The 16,551-nt window shown below is 72.3% G+C and carries 15 protein-coding genes; 9 read left to right on the top strand and 6 right to left on the bottom strand.

What is annotated here, in order from left to right:
• The first annotated feature begins 164 nt into the window (after positions 1-164).
• From ABD230_RS08330 to ABD230_RS08295, 8 genes are all read left to right on the top strand, one after another.
• On the top strand, positions 165-1,046 hold the full coding sequence (locus tag ABD230_RS08330) for a DUF559 domain-containing protein (protein WP_344371648.1): 882 nt from the start codon (positions 165-167) through the stop codon (positions 1,044-1,046).
• Positions 1,047-1,203: 157 nt separating this feature from the next.
• Complete coding sequence (locus tag ABD230_RS08325; RefSeq protein ID WP_344371646.1) at positions 1,204-1,758, top strand: hypothetical protein; 555 nt, start codon at positions 1,204-1,206, stop codon at positions 1,756-1,758.
• A gap of 81 nt (positions 1,759-1,839) precedes the next feature.
• A complete protein-coding gene (rlmN, locus tag ABD230_RS08320) occupies positions 1,840-3,114 on the top strand; it encodes a dual-specificity RNA methyltransferase RlmN (protein WP_344371644.1) in 1,275 nt (424 codons plus the stop codon).
• Positions 3,115-3,148: 34 nt separating this feature from the next.
• Entirely contained in the window at positions 3,149-3,415 is a 267-nt protein-coding gene (locus tag ABD230_RS08315; protein WP_344371641.1) for a hypothetical protein, read from the top strand.
• Positions 3,416-3,505: 90 nt separating this feature from the next.
• Positions 3,506-4,072: a hypothetical protein gene (locus tag ABD230_RS08310; protein ID WP_344371639.1), complete on the top strand. Its 567-nt coding sequence runs from the start codon at positions 3,506-3,508 to the stop codon at positions 4,070-4,072.
• 274 nt (positions 4,073-4,346) lie between these two features.
• Positions 4,347-5,240, top strand: a complete 894-nt coding sequence (locus ABD230_RS08305) for a serine protein kinase RIO (protein WP_344373270.1) — start codon at positions 4,347-4,349, stop codon at positions 5,238-5,240.
• Positions 5,241-5,329: 89 nt separating this feature from the next.
• Positions 5,330-5,905, top strand: coding sequence for a YceI family protein (locus ABD230_RS08300; protein WP_344371636.1), 576 nt, complete (start codon positions 5,330-5,332; stop codon positions 5,903-5,905).
• 231 nt (positions 5,906-6,136) lie between these two features.
• Positions 6,137-7,531, top strand: a complete 1,395-nt coding sequence (locus ABD230_RS08295) for an MFS transporter (protein WP_344373268.1) — start codon at positions 6,137-6,139, stop codon at positions 7,529-7,531.
• 102 nt (positions 7,532-7,633) lie between these two features.
• On the opposite strand, the gene ABD230_RS08290 is transcribed toward ABD230_RS08295, so the two are convergent.
• Positions 7,634-10,828 carry an ExeM/NucH family extracellular endonuclease gene (locus ABD230_RS08290; RefSeq protein WP_344371632.1) on the bottom strand — a complete coding sequence of 1,065 codons (3,195 nt, stop codon included), beginning with the start codon at positions 10,826-10,828 and terminating at the stop codon, positions 7,634-7,636.
• A 156-nt stretch (positions 10,829-10,984) separates the two neighbouring features.
• Entirely contained in the window at positions 10,985-11,308 is a 324-nt protein-coding gene (locus ABD230_RS08285) for a MarR family winged helix-turn-helix transcriptional regulator (RefSeq protein ID WP_344373266.1), read from the bottom strand.
• A 519-nt stretch (positions 11,309-11,827) separates the two neighbouring features.
• Between ABD230_RS08285 and ABD230_RS08280 the strand changes: the two genes are divergently transcribed.
• Positions 11,828-12,766: a hypothetical protein gene (locus tag ABD230_RS08280; protein WP_344371629.1), complete on the top strand. Its 939-nt coding sequence runs from the start codon at positions 11,828-11,830 to the stop codon at positions 12,764-12,766.
• Positions 12,767-12,800: 34 nt separating this feature from the next.
• Here the strand turns inward: ABD230_RS08280 and ABD230_RS08275 are convergent, their stop codons facing one another.
• The 4 genes from ABD230_RS08275 to ABD230_RS08260 all read right to left on the bottom strand — a co-directional run bounded on the left by ABD230_RS08275 (position 12,801) and on the right by ABD230_RS08260 (position 16,517).
• On the bottom strand, positions 12,801-13,403 hold the full coding sequence (locus tag ABD230_RS08275; RefSeq protein WP_344371626.1) for a nucleoside deaminase: 603 nt from the start codon (positions 13,401-13,403) through the stop codon (positions 12,801-12,803).
• A gap of 45 nt (positions 13,404-13,448) precedes the next feature.
• Entirely contained in the window at positions 13,449-14,249 is an 801-nt protein-coding gene (locus tag ABD230_RS08270; RefSeq protein ID WP_344371622.1) for an ABC transporter permease, read from the bottom strand.
• 10 nt (positions 14,250-14,259) lie between these two features.
• Complete coding sequence (locus tag ABD230_RS08265) at positions 14,260-15,249, bottom strand: ABC transporter permease (RefSeq protein ID WP_344371619.1); 990 nt, start codon at positions 15,247-15,249, stop codon at positions 14,260-14,262.
• 86 nt (positions 15,250-15,335) lie between these two features.
• On the bottom strand, positions 15,336-16,517 hold the full coding sequence (locus ABD230_RS08260; RefSeq protein ID WP_344371616.1) for an ABC transporter substrate-binding protein: 1,182 nt from the start codon (positions 16,515-16,517) through the stop codon (positions 15,336-15,338).
• Between the last annotated feature and the right edge of the window lie 34 nt (positions 16,518-16,551).

Below are 16,551 nucleotides of genomic sequence, written 5' to 3'. Positions count from 1 at the left end.
GAGCGACCGGGCGGACGAGATGCGGTGGCTGGACGAGGGTGGGGGGATGCGGTGGGCGGGAGCGACTCGGGGAGCCGGCCTCCACAGCGGGAGGGTCGCGCGCGGAGCGCACCGCTCACGGCGGCGTCGCAGCGCCCGCGGGCGCGCCGACGCACGGTGGAGCGATGCGACCCCGACCGCTGCCCCCACCCCTCCGCGCCGGGGCGTTCACCGTGCACGCCGCCGATGCCCTCGGCGTGACGCGGGGGCGACTCCGGGCATCGGACCTCACCGCGCCCTATCCCGGCGTCCGCATGGTCGGCGCACCCGTGGGGTTGGAGGAGCAGTGCCGTGCGTTCGCGCGGCGGATGCGACGCGAACAGGTCTTCAGCCACATGACCGCCGCGTCCCTGTGGGGACTCCCGATTCCCGTCGAGCACGAGGGCGCACCGCTGCACGTGACGGCGCTGAACGGCCGCGAGCCCCGGGTCGACGGCGTGATCGGGCATCGCGTCCGACCGGAACGGGTGCGGTGGCTCGTCCTCCGCGGCCTTCCCGTGGTGTCCGCGGCGGACGCCTGGTGCCAACTCGCGACCACGCTGCGCCCCGACGACCTGATCGCCGCCGGCGACGCGCTCCTCGGTTGGCCCGTTCCGATGATCCGGACTGAGGAGCTCGATGCGGCGATCGAGCGGCACCGCCGAGGCCGCGGCGCCCGAGCGCGCGACGCGGCGCGGCAGGACGTGCGCCCCGGTTCGGCGTCGCGTCGCGAGTCGTTGCTGCGCCTGGCGGTCGTGCGCGCCGGACTTCCGGAACCCGAGTGCAACGGGCGGATCCGGCTTGCCGGCGGCCGGACGGTCCACGGCGACCTCGTGTTCCGCGCACAGCGCGTGCTGCTCGAGTACGACGGCGATCACCACCGGACGGATACCGCGCAGTTCGCCCGTGACGTGGATCGGCTGAACGCCCTGGCCGCGGCGGGATGGACGGTCCTGCGCGTGCGCTCCGGCGTCGACCCGCGACCCCTACTGGCCCAACTCGCCGGTGCGCTCGCCCGGCGCGCCTGATCTCCCGCACGCGCCCACGGCTCACGAACGTCCAGAGGATGCGGGATCGAACGCTCGCCGTCGGCGTTCTCTGGACACTCGAGGTGCCGCGCGGCATCCGGTCGACGACCTGTGGGGAGTCCGCCCGAGCGTCGGTGCCGCCGCCTAGCCTGAGCCCATGACCCGACCGACACTCCGGCGCACCGTCGCGCCCGCCATCGCCCTGCTCGCCCTGGCCCTCGGCCTCACCGGCTGCGACGCATCGACGTCGCCCGCGTCGAGCGCCTCGGAGACACCGCCCGCGACATCCGACGCCACCGCCGAGCCGACCGAGTCGACCGAGCCCGTGACGATCCCGGTCACGTGCGACACGCTCATGACGCCCGATGCGTACGCGAAGCTCGCCGACGACGGGCTCGAGCCCCGCCAGGCCACGCTGTTCGACCCGATCGCGCTGCGCATCGCCGACGAGGGCGGGCTCGTGTGCTCCTGGGGCAAGCCGCAGACCGACGTCACCCTCGACGTCGCGCAGGTGCCCGCGGGCGACGAGGCGACGTGGACCGCCGCCCTCGCCGACGCCGGCTACGAGCAGGGCGACGACCCGGTCGCCGGCGGCTGGGTCGGCCCGGCCGACGCGGGCAACGGCATGACGCCGGTCGTCGTCATCGCCGACGGCACGGTCACGTGGTTCAACTCGCCGACGTTCGCGGGCGACCTGCGGCCGACCAGCTGAGGGGCTGACGAGCCGACGGCGGGGTGCTGCGGCGCGGACTCGCCCAGCCCGCCTGCAGCACCCCGCGCGTAGGCTTGACGCATGCCGACCGAGTCGCCCGAGAGCACCACGCCCGCCGACGGGGGCCGGGCGACGCCGCCGCGCTCGACCGGCATCCGCCAGGTCCGTCCGAAGACCGAGGGCTGGAAGCAGCAGAAGGGTCCCGACGGGCGCCCGCTCCTGCAGTTCGCCTCACCCAAGCGCGGCAAGCCGCCGGCCCACCTCGCCGACCTCGCGCCCGAGGAGTGGAAGGCGCGTGCCGAGGAGCTCGGCATCCCCGCGTTCCGGCTCAAGCAGGTCGCGCGCCACTGGTTCACACGCTGGACGAGCGACCCGGCCGAGATGACCGACCTCCCGGCCGCCGGGCGCGAGGAGCTGGTCGCCGGCCTCCTGCCGCCGCTGCTGACCGAGGTGCGCCGCCTCGAGACCGACCGCGGCGACACGATCAAGTTCCTCTGGAAGCTGCACGACGGCGCCCTCGTCGAGTCGGTGCTCATGCGCTACCCCGGCCGCATCACGCTGTGCGTGTCGAGCCAGGCGGGCTGCGGCATGAACTGCCCGTTCTGCGCGACCGGCCAGGCCGGCCTCACCCGCAACATGTCGGCCGCCGAGATCCTCGCCCAGGTGGTCGAGGCGAACCGCGTGATCGCCTCCGGCGCCCTGCACGGCAAGCGCGCCGACGACGGCACGCCCGAGCGGGTGTCGAACATCGTGTTCATGGGCATGGGCGAACCGCTCGCGAACTACGCCCGGCTCATGCGCGCGGTCCGCACGATGGCGGCCCCCGCCCCGAACGGGCTCGGGATGTCGGCGCGCAACATCACGGTCTCGACGGTGGGACTCGTGCCCGCCATCCGCAAGCTCGCCGACGAGCACGTGCCGGTGACCTTCGCCCTCAGCCTGCACGCGCCCGACGACGGCCTGCGCGACGAGCTCATCCCCGTGAACTCCCGCTGGAAAGTCGACGAGGCGCTCGACGCCGCGCGCGAGTACTTCGAGAAGACCGGTCGCCGGGTGTCGATCGAGTACGCGCTGATCAAGGACATGAACGACCACGGATGGCGCGCCGACCTGCTCGCCGAGAAGCTCAACGCGCGCGGGCACGGCTGGGTGCACGTCAACCCGATCCCGCTGAACCCGACGCCCGGCTCGATCTGGACGGCGTCCGAGGTGGACGTGCAGCGCGAGTTCGTGCGGCGCCTCTCCGACGCCGGCATCCCGACGACCATCCGCGACACGCGCGGCAAGGAGATCGACGGCGCCTGCGGGCAACTCGTCGCGACCGAGGAGGACGAGGCCGCCGCCGCCCGAGCCTGAGCGTCGACGGCCGGAAGAGGAAGGGGAACCCGTCATGGCCGAACCGATCGAGGTCGGGATCGTCTCGTACACCCTGTCGGCCGACGTCTACGAACGCGTGGGCGCCGACTTCGACACGGAGGCCGTCGACGATGCGATCCTGTCGCGGCTGAACCAGCTCGTTCCGAGCGGGGTCGTCGTGCATCGCAACGGCAAGGCGTTCGCGGACCCCGAGGTCGCCGACGTCGCGCGCGGGCTCGATTGGCAGCACCTGCTCTCGCAGATCGACGTCGACCAGATCCTCGCCGACCACAGCCGCTGACGGCGACCACAGCGGCTGACGGCGACCACGGCCGCCGACTCAGGGCGGGCCCGGACGACACCGGACTGCCGGGCCCCTAGGGTGCGGGACATGACCCGACACCTCGCACCTGCCACGATCTCCTCGGCGATCCTGCTCGCCGCCCTGCTGAGCGGCTGTACGCCGACCGGACCCGCGGATGCCGCACTCGAGCCCGCCGGGGCGACGTCGGCGTCGCCCGCCCCCGAACCCGAGGCGACCCCGACCGCCTCCGCGGCGGCTCCGGCCGCGGACGCGACCTGCGACGACCTGCTCACCGACGCCGGGGCCGCGGCGCTCGACGAGGATGGACTCGCGCTGCAGTCGGACCCGAGCGCACTCGGCGCAGCCATGGAGGACCTGCTCGCTCACGGGGCGATGGGATGCCGCTGGGCCAAGCCCGACAGCGACATCGCCGTCTGGGTCGCGCGCCTGCCCGAGGCCGACGACGCATGGTCTTCCCGCCATGACGCGCTCGTCGCCGCCGGATGGTCGGAGACCGGCGATCCGATCGCGGGCACGCTCATCGCCCCGGCCGACTACGACGCCAACTACCGGCCGTCGATCGTGCACGCCGACGGTGCCACGACGTTCGCGAGCTCGGCCGCGTTCCTCGTGTCGCTCGACGGCATGGGCTGACGACGCCACCCGCCGAGCCGATGCGGTCGGCGGCGATCCCTTTACGGATGCCGCGCCCGGGCGTATGCTCGTGCGGGCTGCGGCGTCCGCCGCGGCATCCGTCGCCCGATGGGCGACCACGCACCGACGAGCACCGCACCGCGGGCCGAGACCGAGGGGAGTGAGCGATGAACACCGTCATTGTCGCGCGTATCGCAGACACCCTTCCCTGCGAGGCCGCCCGCTAGCATCCGCGAACGGTGGCCTCCACGATCTCGGAGACACCACCGTGAACATGCTGTCGTCCCTCGACGATTCCGCCGCGCGCGCCCGCGCGGCCACCGCCGCGTCATCCGTCGCGGCGTTCGAACCCCTCGCCTTCGCCGACGTCGAACCCGGCGAGGACCAGCGCTGGTCGACCTGGCCGGCCACCCAGCCGAGCGAGCGCGGGCCGGAGCCCCGGCCCGACTGGCTCGTGACGTCCGCCGCCGCACTCGACACCGAGCTCGGCATCGTGAAGACCGGCAAGGAGGCCGACCTCTGGCTCATCGAGCGCGCCGTGCCCGGTGCCCCGCCCGATGCGCCCGGCACCCGGTCGCTCCTCGCCGCGAAGCGCTACCGCGGCACCGAGCACCGGATGTTCCACCGCTCGGCGATCTACACCGAGGGTCGCGCCGCCCCGCGGCGCTCCCGCGACGTGCGCGCCGTGCAGCGCTCCTCCTCGTACGGCCGCGAGGTCGCCCGCACCGAGTGGGCCTACGCCGAGTTCGCGGCGCTGCGCCGGCTCACCGAGCTCGGCGCGCCGGTGCCGTACCCCGTGCAGGTCAGCGAGACCGAGGTGCTCATGGAGTTCATCGGCGAGGGCCGCACGGCCGCGCCGCGCCTCGCACAGGTGCGGGCGACGCCCGACGAGCTCCGCGACCTGTTCCACCAGGTCATGGACCTCATGCGCACCCTCGCGCACGCCGGACTCGCGCACGGCGACCTCTCGCCGTACAACCTGCTCGTCCACGCCGGCCGGGTCGTCGCCATCGACCTGCCGCAGGTGGTCGACGTCGTCGCGAACCCGAACGGGTTCGACCTGCTGCACCGGGACTGCGTCAACGTGTGCGAGTGGTTCACGCGGCAGCGACTGGAGTGCGACGCCGAGGAGCTGTTCGCCGAGCTCGTCGGCGACGTGACGCGGTGAGCGTGCACGGGCGCCCGGCCGCCCGTGCACGTCACCCAGTCGGGGGGATGAGAGACTGATTCGGTCCGTGCAACGACCCTGGGGAGATCATGACCGACATCGGACCCGAACTGAGCGGCGACTGGGACCTCGATCCGGCGCACACGCGCATCGGCTTCTCGGCCAAGCACGCCATGGTCGCCAACGTCCGCGGCGCCTTCAACGAGCTGACCGGGACCCTGCACGTCGACTTCGACGCCCCGGAGCAGTCGACCGCCGAGGTCGTGCTCAAGGTCGCGAGCATCGACACGCGCAATGCGCAGCGCGACGAGCACCTGCGCAGCGCCGACTTCTTCGACGTCGAGCAGTGGCCCGACATCACCTTCCGCAGCTCGCGGATCGAGGAGGTCGGCGAGCACGCGCTCGTGGTCTCCGGCGAGCTGACGATCCGCGACGTGACGAAGCCGATCACCATCCCGATCGAGTTCACCGGCGCGCAGGTCGACGCGTTCGGTGCGCTGCGCGCCGGCTTCCAGGGCACCCGGCGCATCGACCGCCGCGAGTTCGGCCTGGAGTGGAACATGGCGCTCGACGCGGGCGGATGGCTCGTCTCGGAGAAGATCACCCTCGAGTTCGAGCTCTCGGCGATCAAGCGCGACGAGGACGCGGCGGAGCAGGCCGCCTGATCCGCGGGTGCACGGGCGCCGACCGCACGTCGGCGCCGGGCTGTCGCGGACGGAGCCGGAGGCGCTAGCCTTCACGGGATCGACGCGGATCGGCTGGGCCGGGCGCGCCGTCACCGCCCGTTCACCCCACGTCGGGAGACTCCCCCCATGACCGACCAGCCCACCCCGCCCGAGCCGAACGCCTCCGAGTCGTCGGGCGAGCCCCACGCGCCGTTCTCGACCCGTCCGGGCATGGTGACCCCCGCGCTCTCCACCGCCGAGCTCGGCGTCCTGACCGGCCTCGAACTCCAGGCCGAGCGCCGGGTCCCCCGCCGCCAGGTCTGGTCGTGGGCGCTGTGGGACTGGGCGACGCAGCCGTTCAACTCGGTCATCCTCACGTTCGTCTTCACGGCGCTGTACCTCACGAGCGACTGGTTCCTCGACCCCGCGGTCGCAGCCCTCGAGGAGGGCGACCCCGTCCGCGAGCGCGGCCTGGCCGACCTCGCGAGCGGGCTCGGCTGGGCGATCACGATCGCGGGCGTGCTCATCGCCGTGCTGGCGCCCGTGCTCGGGCAGCGAGCGGATGTCGCGGGGCGCCGCAAGCTCTGGCTCGGGGGCGCCACCGCGGCGCTCGTGGCCTGCATGGCGGCGCTGTTCTTCGTGCAGGGAACGCCGTCGTACTTCGTGCTCGGCGTCTCGCTCATCGCGGCCGGCACGGTGTTCAGCGAGATCGCGGGCGTGAACTACAACGCGATGCTCGTGCAGGTCTCGACGCCGCGCACGGTCGGCAAGGTCTCGGGGCTCGGGTGGGGCCTCGGCTACCTCGGAGGCATCGTGGCCCTCGTGCTCGTGGTCGTGGCGACCGCGTTCGACTGGTGGGGCATGCCGACCGACGACGGCCTCGTCTTCCGCGTCATCGCGGTCGGCTGTGCGGTCTGGACCGTGGTGTTCGCGTGGCCCGTGCTGGTCTTCGTGCCCGAGGCGCCGCCCGCGGCCGGTCGCGAGCGGGTCGGGTTCCTCCGCAGCTACGGGGTCCTCGTGCAGGACATCGTGCGGCTGTGGCGCTCGTCGCGCCCGACGTTCTGGTTCCTCCTCGCGAGCGCCGTGTTCCGCGACGGCCTCGCCGGGGTCTTCGCGTTCGGCGCGGTCATCGCGGCGGTCGTGTTCCACTTCACCTCGAACGAGGTCATGATCTTCGGCATCGCCGCGAACCTGCTCGCGGGCGTCTCGACGATCGTCGCCGGCTGGTTCGACGACCGGTTCGGCCCGCGGGCCGTCATCCTCACCTCGCTCGCGGGGCTCGTCGGTGCCGGCCTCGTGGTGTTCTTCCTGCACGACGCCGGGACCGGGCCGTTCTGGGTCTTCGGGCTCGTGCTCACGCTCTTCGTGGGGCCCGCGCAGGCGGCCTCGCGATCGTTCCTCGCCAGGGTCACGCCGGCCGGGCGCGAGAGCGAGATCTTCGGCCTGTACGCGACGACCGGGCGCGCCGCCAGCTTCCTCTCGCCGCTGCTGTGGTCGTCGTTCATCGCCCTGTTCGGCGCGACCTACTGGGGCATCCTCGGCATCGTGCTCGTCCTGCTGGCCGGGCTCGTGCTCATGCTGTTCGTCCGCGTGCCCCAGCGCGCGGCGGATGCCACGGCCGTCTAGTCCCCGCTCCACGGCTCGTCCGGGGACGGCGGTGCTCTTCCGGACATGACGACGGCGCGTCGCCCCGGGGAGGGGAGCGACGCGCCGTCGGGTCGGTGCGGCTTACGGTCCGACCGTGACCGTCACCTCCTTCGTGGTGGTGTTGCCGTACGGGTCGGTCGCCTCGAACGTGAACACGTAGACGGCGCCGTAGCGGGCGAGCACGCGCGCCTCGGTGTCGGAGACGATCTCCACGTCGGCCTTGTGGCCGCTCGCGGTGGCGTCGACGAGCGAGACCTCGACCTCACCGGAGGCATCCGTCGCCTGGATGTCGAATCCGACCGTGACCCACTTGGCGTTCGGCGGGAAGACGACCGACGGGTCGGCCGCGACCTCGAGTTCCGGCGCGGTGAGGTCGAAGCCGACGATCACCGGGTCGTGGTCGCTCGACCGGTACGGATCGGGCGCGAAGATCGCGTCCTGCGCGTCCTGCTTGAACTCCATGAGGTAGTCGAGCAGGTCGGGCTCGTCGGCGTTGATCGCCCAGGTCGACGCGCCCGTCACCTTCGCCGCCAGCTCGGAGCCCACGAGTCCGTAGTCGAGGTAGCCGAGCTGGCCGTCGAACACGTACGAGTACGCCTCCTCGCCCTGCTCGCGGAGGAGCAGGTCGGTGTAGCCCGCACTGGTCAGCACCTCGATCGGGTCCTCATGGTCGTACGAGTTGAGGTCGCCGATGATGAGCTCGCGCCCGGGCTCGGCACCGGTCGGGCCGGTCGCCAGCCAGTCGACGAGCGCCTCGGCGGCCGCGGTGCGCACGCCGTTGCAGTTGCCCTGGCCGTCCGGGTCCTCCGGGTCGCCCACGTCGTCGCAGCTGCTGCCCTTCGACTTGAAGTGGTTCACGACGACCGTGACCTCCTCGCCGTTCTCGAGGTCGGCGAACGTCTGGGCGAGCGCCGGACGGTTCTTGTCGTCGTCGAAGGCCGGGTCGACCGAGCTGTCGAGGACGGCGAAGTCCCCGACCGCCTCGACGGCGGACGGCTTGTAGATGAACGCCGTCGTGATCTCGTCGGTGCCGACGACGCCGGTGTCGATCGCCGAGTAGACGTCCTCACCGAGCGCGTCGTTGATCGCGTCGACCAGCGTCTGCACGGCGGTGCCGTTGTTCTCGATCTCGATGAGGCCGAAGACGTCGGCGTCGATCGCCGTGATCGCGCTGACGATCTTGGCCTCCTGGCGGTCGAACTCCTCCGGCGTCGACGCGCCGCGCGAGCCCAGCGTCGTGAAGTAGTTCAGGACGTTGAAGCTCGCGACCGTGAAGTCGCCGCCGACCTCGGGCACGTCCGTGCGCGGGTTGACCGGCGTGTACTCCGCCCCCTGCGTGGGCTGCACGCGCCACAGGTCGAACCGGTAGTCGAGGATGCCGGTCGCGTCCGTCACGAGGTCGCCGCCGCGGAAGCGGTTCTCGAGCGTGAACTCCTCGCCGTTCGGGTGGATCGCCGGGTCGGGGTTCTGCACGCTGCGGCCGTCGTCGAGCGTGATGCGGTTCGCCGCGTTCTCGGCGGCGAGTTCCACGGCCTCGGGCGACCCGGGCTCGTACAGCGCGGTGGGCTGGTACTGGCGCTCCGTGCCGAGGACGATCTCACCGAACCGGTCGAAGTTGAAGTACTCGATGATGGCGAGGTCCTGCGGAAGCGTCACCCGCATGCCCTCGAGCGACTCGTAGGTCGCGTCATCCGCGGGGAGCGTGACCTCGGCGACGGGCGGGAGCGCCACGCCGCTGTCGCAGACCTCGACGTCGGCGGCGGTGATCTCGGTCAGGCCGTTGAACTCGCTCACCGACCCGAGGACGTGCACGAGGTCGCCCTCGGCGACGTCCGCCCCGCCCGGTGCGTAGACGAAGATGCCGTCCGAGGTCGCGGCGTCGCCGTCGCCCTCGTCCTGCACGTAGTAGCCGTTGAAGCCGCCGACCTGGAAGTCGCCGGTCACGACGCCCTCGATGCGGACGGTCTGGCCGACGACGGGCGAGGTCGCACCGGCGCCCTGCACGGATCCGATCGAGGCGGCGTCCACGTCGCAGTCCGCCACGGCGGGCGGCGGCTCCTCGCCGACCGAGTTCAGCTCGCCCGGCGTGTTCAGGGCCTCACCGCTCACGAGCGAGCCCGTGAAGCCGGGGATGCCGGCGAGGTCGAAGTCGTTGCGCACCCAGTCGGAGGTCGAGTCGGTGTCGGTGCCGTCCGGGATGCGCGAGGCGCCGCCCGGGGCGAACGACAGGCCGTCATAGGCGACCGCGAGGGTCGTGCCACCGAAGGTCCGGTCGAGGCTGTTGCTGCCGTCGTCGACGGCGATCGCGTCCACGATCATCGGTCGGCCGGGGCCGTCGTCGAAGACGCCGTCGTCGTCCGAGTCGAGGTCGTCGCCGAGCGCTCCGGTGAAGCCCTCGACCAGGAGCAGGCTCATGGTGCCGTTCTCGAGCGCATTGGCCGGAAGGTTCACCAGGAGCCGGCCGTCGGCGTCGGCGGTGCCGAGCGTGATCACCTCGTCGACCGTCCCGATCGGCGCCGTGGACGTCGACGTCGCGTCGCCCTCGATCTCGAGGACGACGTAGCCGGAGAGGTCGGCACCCGGCGCACCGAGGAGTTCGACGTACTCGACGTCGGCCCCGGTCGTGCTGGCGGAGAACTCGTTGATCACCGGCGTCGCCGGCTCGACGTCGCCGCAGGCCGCGGTGTGCGACCCGAGGCCGTCGAAGGTGTCCTGCGCGAAGCCCGTCCACTCCACCGTCGGGTCGAACACGTCGTCCACGATCGTGTCGCCGACGCAGACGTCCGCGTTCCGGCGCAGGGTGTTGTCCTGCGTCGAGGTCAGCCCGGTGCCCCACTGCGCGCCGGGATCGAATCCGACCTGCCCGAGCGAGTCGACGACGACGTCGCCGCGCCGGAGGACGATCGCGTCGTCGCCGTTCCACAGGCTGCTCGCGGTGACCTGGTCGGCGTAGGCGGTGAGGTCCTCGTCGGCGAAGACGAACGTCCCGCCGGCGGCGACGGTGCCGGAGAGGGCGAAGGTGCCACCCGACGTGAGGGTCGGGCTCCCGTTGAAGTAGACCCCGAGCGAGTAGCTGTCGAGCGGGATGTCGGCGTCGGTCGGGTTGTAGAGCTCGACCGCCTTGTTGAAGGACGAACCCTCGACGTACTCGCTGATGATCAGGTCGCTCGGGCCTGCGTCCGCGGCGACCGCGGCGGTGGCCGGCACGGCGAGTCCCACCCCCATCAACGCTGCGGCCGTGACCCCGACGGTCAGGCGACGGACGGTTCGTTGCATGCTGGCACCTCCGGCAACCGGCGGGCCCCCATGACCCCCCGGACGCGGTCAGCCTAGGGAAGGGCATCGGCGCCGCGGAAGACCTCGTCACGAGACGTTCACGCGATGCAGGCGAATGTGCAGACAACCGCCTCCTGCGTGCTCACATGAGCACGGTCATCGATGCGCGCGGTGCAGGCCCTCCGCGAACCTCGCCAACAGGTCGGCCAACTGCGCGCGTTCGTCGTCGCTGAAGCCGTCGAGCGCGGCCTCGATCGTGCGCCGTCGAGAGGTGGTCGCGCTCCGCACCGCCCTGCGGCCGGCGTCGGTGAGCCGGATCCGGGTGCGCCGGGCATCCTCCGGGTCCGCCTCGCGGACGACGAGCCCCTCGTCGACCCCCGCCTGGACGAGACGACTCGCCCTCGGCTGGTCGACGCCGATCGCGCCGGCGAGCTCGGTCACGGACATCGGCCGGTCCGCCGCGTCGAGCATGGCGAGCAGCCGCGCGCGTGCGACCGGCCCGACGCGGAACTCCCACGGCCCCCGGCCGCCGCGTCTTCCCCGACCGCCGCCCCACGGCCCGCCCGGGCCGCCGTCCGGCGCCCGATCGGGGTCGGACTCCTCGTGCGGTCGCCCGCCCCATGGCCCGCCGTGCGGGCCGCCGTGAGGTTCGCCGTGGTGGTGCGGACCACCGGGTCCCCCGGGACCGCCGCGGCCGAAGGGGCTGCCCGGCCCGTCATGGCCGCCCCATGGCGGCCGACCTCCGCGCCGGAGCGATGCCAGCGCCGCCTCGATCCGCTCGACCGGATCGCCCGAGTCCGCCGTCTGCCCGTCATCCACCTCCTCAGGATACATGTCACTTGACATGCAACCCAAGTGCATGTCATGCTGCATGTACTTGTCACATGACATGCATCATCCGGTCGGGCCGGTCCGCCCGACGCCGCACTCGCGGCACCGGCCCGCCGAGGAGCGGACCGAGACACCCCGCGCCGGAGGGCGCGAACGAGAGGATTCCCGATGAACACCGACGAACGATTCGACACCCCCGAGGACGACGCCGACCGCCCCGAGGACACCGGCGCCACCGACACCGGCGCACCCGACACCGGCGCCACCGGTGACACCACCGGCGCCGCCGACGCGAGCGAGCCGTCGCACGGCCGCTCCGCGAGCGACCGACCCCTCGGCTTCTGGCTGAAGACGGTCGACCGGTTGATCGCCGCGGAGGTCGAGGCGGCGCTGGCCGACCTCGACGTCACGCGCCGCGACTGGCGCCGGCTGAACCTGGTCGCGGGCGAGGTCCGCGACGAGCACCTGCTCACCCGCCTCGACGCCCGCCCCCACAAGCTCGACGACCTCGTCGAGCGCGGCTGGGTCGCCGGCGGCCCCGGCGACTGGTCGCTGACCGACGCCGGGCGCGAGGCGCTCGACCGCCTGACCGACCGTGTGGGCCGCATCCGAGCCCGCGTCGCCGGCACGGTGACCGAGGAGGACTTCGCGACCACCGTCGCGAGCCTCGAGGCCATCGCGCGCGAACTCGGCTGGGACGCCTCGGCGCCCGAGCCGAGCGGGCGCGGACCGCGCGGCGCCCGGTTCGGCGACCGCCGCGGGCCGTGGGCCGGGCGGGCCTGGTCGGGCCGGCGCGGCATGCCCCCGTGGTTCGCCGAGGCGCCGCAGGGCGGGCCGCGCCGGCACCCCGACCGCGGCGACGAGCGGGGCGACCGCGTCCGCCGCCACGACGGCCCGTGGGGGCACGACCACCGGCACGACGGCCCGTGGGGCCGCGAGCCGTGGGGCCATGAGCACCCGGGGCACCCGCGCGACGGGCACGCCGCGCACGAGCACGGCGACCACCCGCACCGCGGTCGCGGTCGCGGTCGCGGGCGGCGCGAGGACGTGCACGTGCATGTCCACGTCCACCACGACGGCCCTCGCCGTCGCGGCCACGACCGCTGATTCCGGCGGATCACCCCCAGCGGCGCGCCCGGGCCTACCGCCCGGTCGCGCCGCGCGCGTTGTAGACGACCGCGTCCGACGCGCCGAACGCCCGGAACACCTCGACCGCCTCGTCGCGACGCACCCCCGAGTGCACGCGGATGCCGCGGCGCTCGAACTCGCCCATCCAGTCGTCGGGCATCGGGCCCTCGTCGAAGCCCGTGAGCCGCTCGCACTCCTCGCCGTGGCCCGCGAGCACCAGCCTGCGGACACCCGACCACATCGTCGCGCCGTAGCACATCACGCACGTCGCCCAGTTGACGACGAGCTCGAGCTCCGCGCCGTCGGCGCCCAGGTCCCAGCGACCGAGCCGCCGTTGCGCCAGGCTGATCGCGGTCACCTCGGCGTGCAGCGAGCTCAGCCCGGTCGAGAGCACGAGGTTGACGCCCGCCGAGACGAGCTCGCCCGTCGCCGGGTCGACGACGAGCGCCGCGAACGGCCCGCCGCTGCCCTCGCGCCAGTTCCGGTCCGCGAGCTCGATGGCGAGTGCCATCCGCGACTCGTCGTCGGGCAGCGGTCTCGCCGCCAGCGCGGGCAGCTCGGCGACCAGCCACTCGGGCAGCGCGGCGGAGAAGGACGACGACACCGTGGCATCCATGCCCTCATTGTCCTCCGTCCGGCGCGCAGGCCCGACCACGCGGCCTCAGCGGCGCTGCTGCTCCTCGCCGGAGAGCCGCTGCGCGAGGTAGATCGGGATGATCGAGACGAGTACGAGCACGACCGCGATCACCGACACGATCGGCGCCTGGCTCGGCCGGAACATGTTGTTCAGGATGAAGATCGGCAGCGTCGTGACGCCCGAGCCCGCCGTGAATGTCGTCACGATGATCTCGTCGAACGACAGCGCGAACGCGAGCAGGCCGCCCGCGAGCAGCGCCGAGCGCAGCTGCGGGAAGGTGACGAGCCGGAACGTCGTCCAGACGCCCGCCCCGAGGTCGGCCGACGCCTCCTCGAGCTTGGTACCGGTGCGCCGCAGGCGGGCGATCACGTTGTTGAAGACCGTGACGATGCAGAACGTCGCGTGGGCGATGACCACCGTCCAGATCGACAGCGGCACGCCCATGATCGTGCGGAAGAAGTTGTTCAGCGCGATACCGGTGATGATGCCCGGCAGCGCGATCGGCAGGATCACGAGCAGGTTGACCGTGTGCCGGCCGAAGAAGTCGAAGCGCTGCAGGGCGAACGAGATGAGCGTGCCGAGCACGAGCGCGACCGCGGTCGCGATGATCGCGACGAACACGCTCGTGCCCACCGCCTCCATGGCGCCGGCGCTGCGGAACGCGCGCTGCCACCACTCCAGCGTGAACCCGGGCGGGGGCCAACTCAGCGACGTCGAGGTCGAGAAGGAGTTGACGAGCACGACGCCGAGCGGCACGTAGACCACGACGAGGATGAGGCCGGCCACGACGGCGAGCGTCGTGCGCGAGAGTCGGGAGAGTCGCATCCGTCGCCCCTCAGAGGTTGTCCAGGGCGCCCGTGCGACGCACGAGCGCGAGGTAGCCGAAGATGATCGCGATCGGGATGAGCGCGATCGCCGCCGCGAGCGGCAGGTTGTTGGCCGCGCCCACGTTCGTGTAGACGAGGTTTCCGAGCATCTGGCTCGCGCCGCCAACGATGTTGACGGTGATGTAGTCGCCGAGCGAGAGCGAGAAGCTGAAGATCGTGCCGGCGATGATCGCGGGCAGCGCCAGCGGGAGCACGACGTGTCGGAGCGTCGGCCAGGTCTTGCCGCCGAGGTCGGCCGACGCCTCCAGGAGCGAGTCGGGCACGCGCTCGAGCCCCGCGAAGATCGGGAGGATCACGTACGGCAGCCAGAGGTACGACAGCGTGATGACCGTGGCGGGCAGCCCGTAGCCGGGCGTGTGCAGCCCGAACGGTGCGAGCACCCACTCGAGGATGCCGTCCTGCGAGAGCACGGAGCGCCATGCGTAGGCCTTGACGAGGTAGCTCGCCCAGAGCGGCATGAGCACGGCGATGACGAGGAGGCGCCGGGCACGCGGGGAGGCGACCTTCGCCATGTAGAACGCGATTGGCAGCGCGAGCGCGACGTCGATGATCGTCACGAGCAGGGCGACGCCGATGGTCCGCAGCGTCACGGTCTGGTACAGCGAGCCGGTGAGCACCGTGACGATGTTGTCGAGGGTCCACTCGGTGCGGATCTGCCCCGTGAAGCTGTCGACGGTCCAGAACGCGGTGACGAGCAGCGCGGCCAGCGCGACGACGTAGACGAGGCCCAGCCAGAACAGCGGCGCGGCGAGCAGCAGGCCGAGGCGCACCCGGGGGTGCGCACTGAGGAACACGGACCCGCGGCGTGCGGGCGTCGGCTTCGGCCTGGGGATGCCGCGGCGGGGCGCACCACCGGGTGCGGTGGCGGCCCGGTCGGGCTCGGGCGGCTCGGAGGCCGCGCCGCGAGCGGATGCCGGTGCCGTCGCGTTCATCGTCATGCTGCTTCCTGTCGGTGGTGCCGGGGAACGGGGGTGTGCGGGCCGGGGAGGAAGGGAGGGCTCCCCGGCCCGCGGAGGAGGGGGCGTCAGCCCTTGATCTCCTGCCACGCAGCGGTCCACTGCGCGTAGTCGACGCACTCGACGTCGGTGCGGCCGTCGACGCACTCGGCGATCGGCGTCGTCCAGTACCAGATCTGCGACGCGTACTCCTCGTCACCGGCGTGGTAGGCCTCGCAGTCCTCGCGGAAGTCGCAGGCCGCCTCGCTCGAGGGCGCCTCGCCGAAGTAGGAGGTCGCGGTGGCGTTCGCCTCCGGGCTCGCGATGTAGTTCAGCCACTCGTAGGCGCAGTTCGGGTTGGCGGCGTCGGACGCGATCATCCAGGTGTCCGACCAGCCGGTCGCGCCCTCGGCGGGCAGGACCACGTCGGTCGGGGCGCCGGAGTCGGCGAGCACGTTCTGGATGACCTGCCACGTCGTGCCGACGACGGAGTCGCCGGACTCGAACGCCTGGATCTCCTTGAGGTAGTCCGACCAGTACTCGCCGACCGACTGGCGCTGCTCCTTGAGCAGGTCGACCGAGGCCTGGAACTGCTCCTCGTCGAGGGCGTAGGGGTTCTCGATGCCGAGCTCGGGCTGGTGGGCCATGAGGTAGACCGCAGCGTCGGCGATGTAGATCGGCGAGTCGTAGGCCGTCACCTTGCCGGCGTTCTCGCTCGCCTTGTCGAACACGACGTCCCATGAGGTGGGCGCCTCGGTGAACACCTCCGTGTTGTACATCAGGAGGTTCGCGCCGTAGCCGTGGGGCACGCCGTAGGACTGCCCGTCGACCGAGTTCCACTCCTTCTCCTTGAGGAAGTCGAAGACGCCCTCGTAGTTCGGGATGAGGTCGGTGTTCACCGGGGCGACCTCGCCGCCGGCGATGAGGCGGAGGGTCGCGTCGCCGGATGCGGCGACGACGTCGTACTCGCCGGTCTTCATGAGGTTGACGGCCTCGTCGGAGGTGCCGTAGGTCTTCGAGGTGACCTCGCAGCCCGTCTCCTCCTCGAACGGGGTGACCCAGTCGACCGTGGGGTCGTTCGAGCCGTCCTCGACGTAGCCGGGCCACGCGAGGATCGAGACCTGCCCCTCGCCGTCGCCGAGCTCGGTGAGGGCGTCCTCGGTGGCGGTCGGCGAGCCCGAGGTGGTGCCACAGGCGGTGAGCAGCGCGACCGAGCCGATCGCGAGGCCGACGGTCACGCCGCGGCGTGCCGTGCGCGTGATGCGCATCATGGTTCTCTCCTGGTTTCTGTGTGGTGGTGTGGTG

The organism is Agromyces tropicus, assembly GCF_039531345.1.
Lineage (GTDB): Bacteria > Actinomycetota > Actinomycetes > Actinomycetales > Microbacteriaceae > Agromyces > Agromyces tropicus.
The sequence above is the reverse complement of the archived record's forward strand: the minus strand, read 5'-3'. Positions and strand labels throughout refer to the sequence as shown.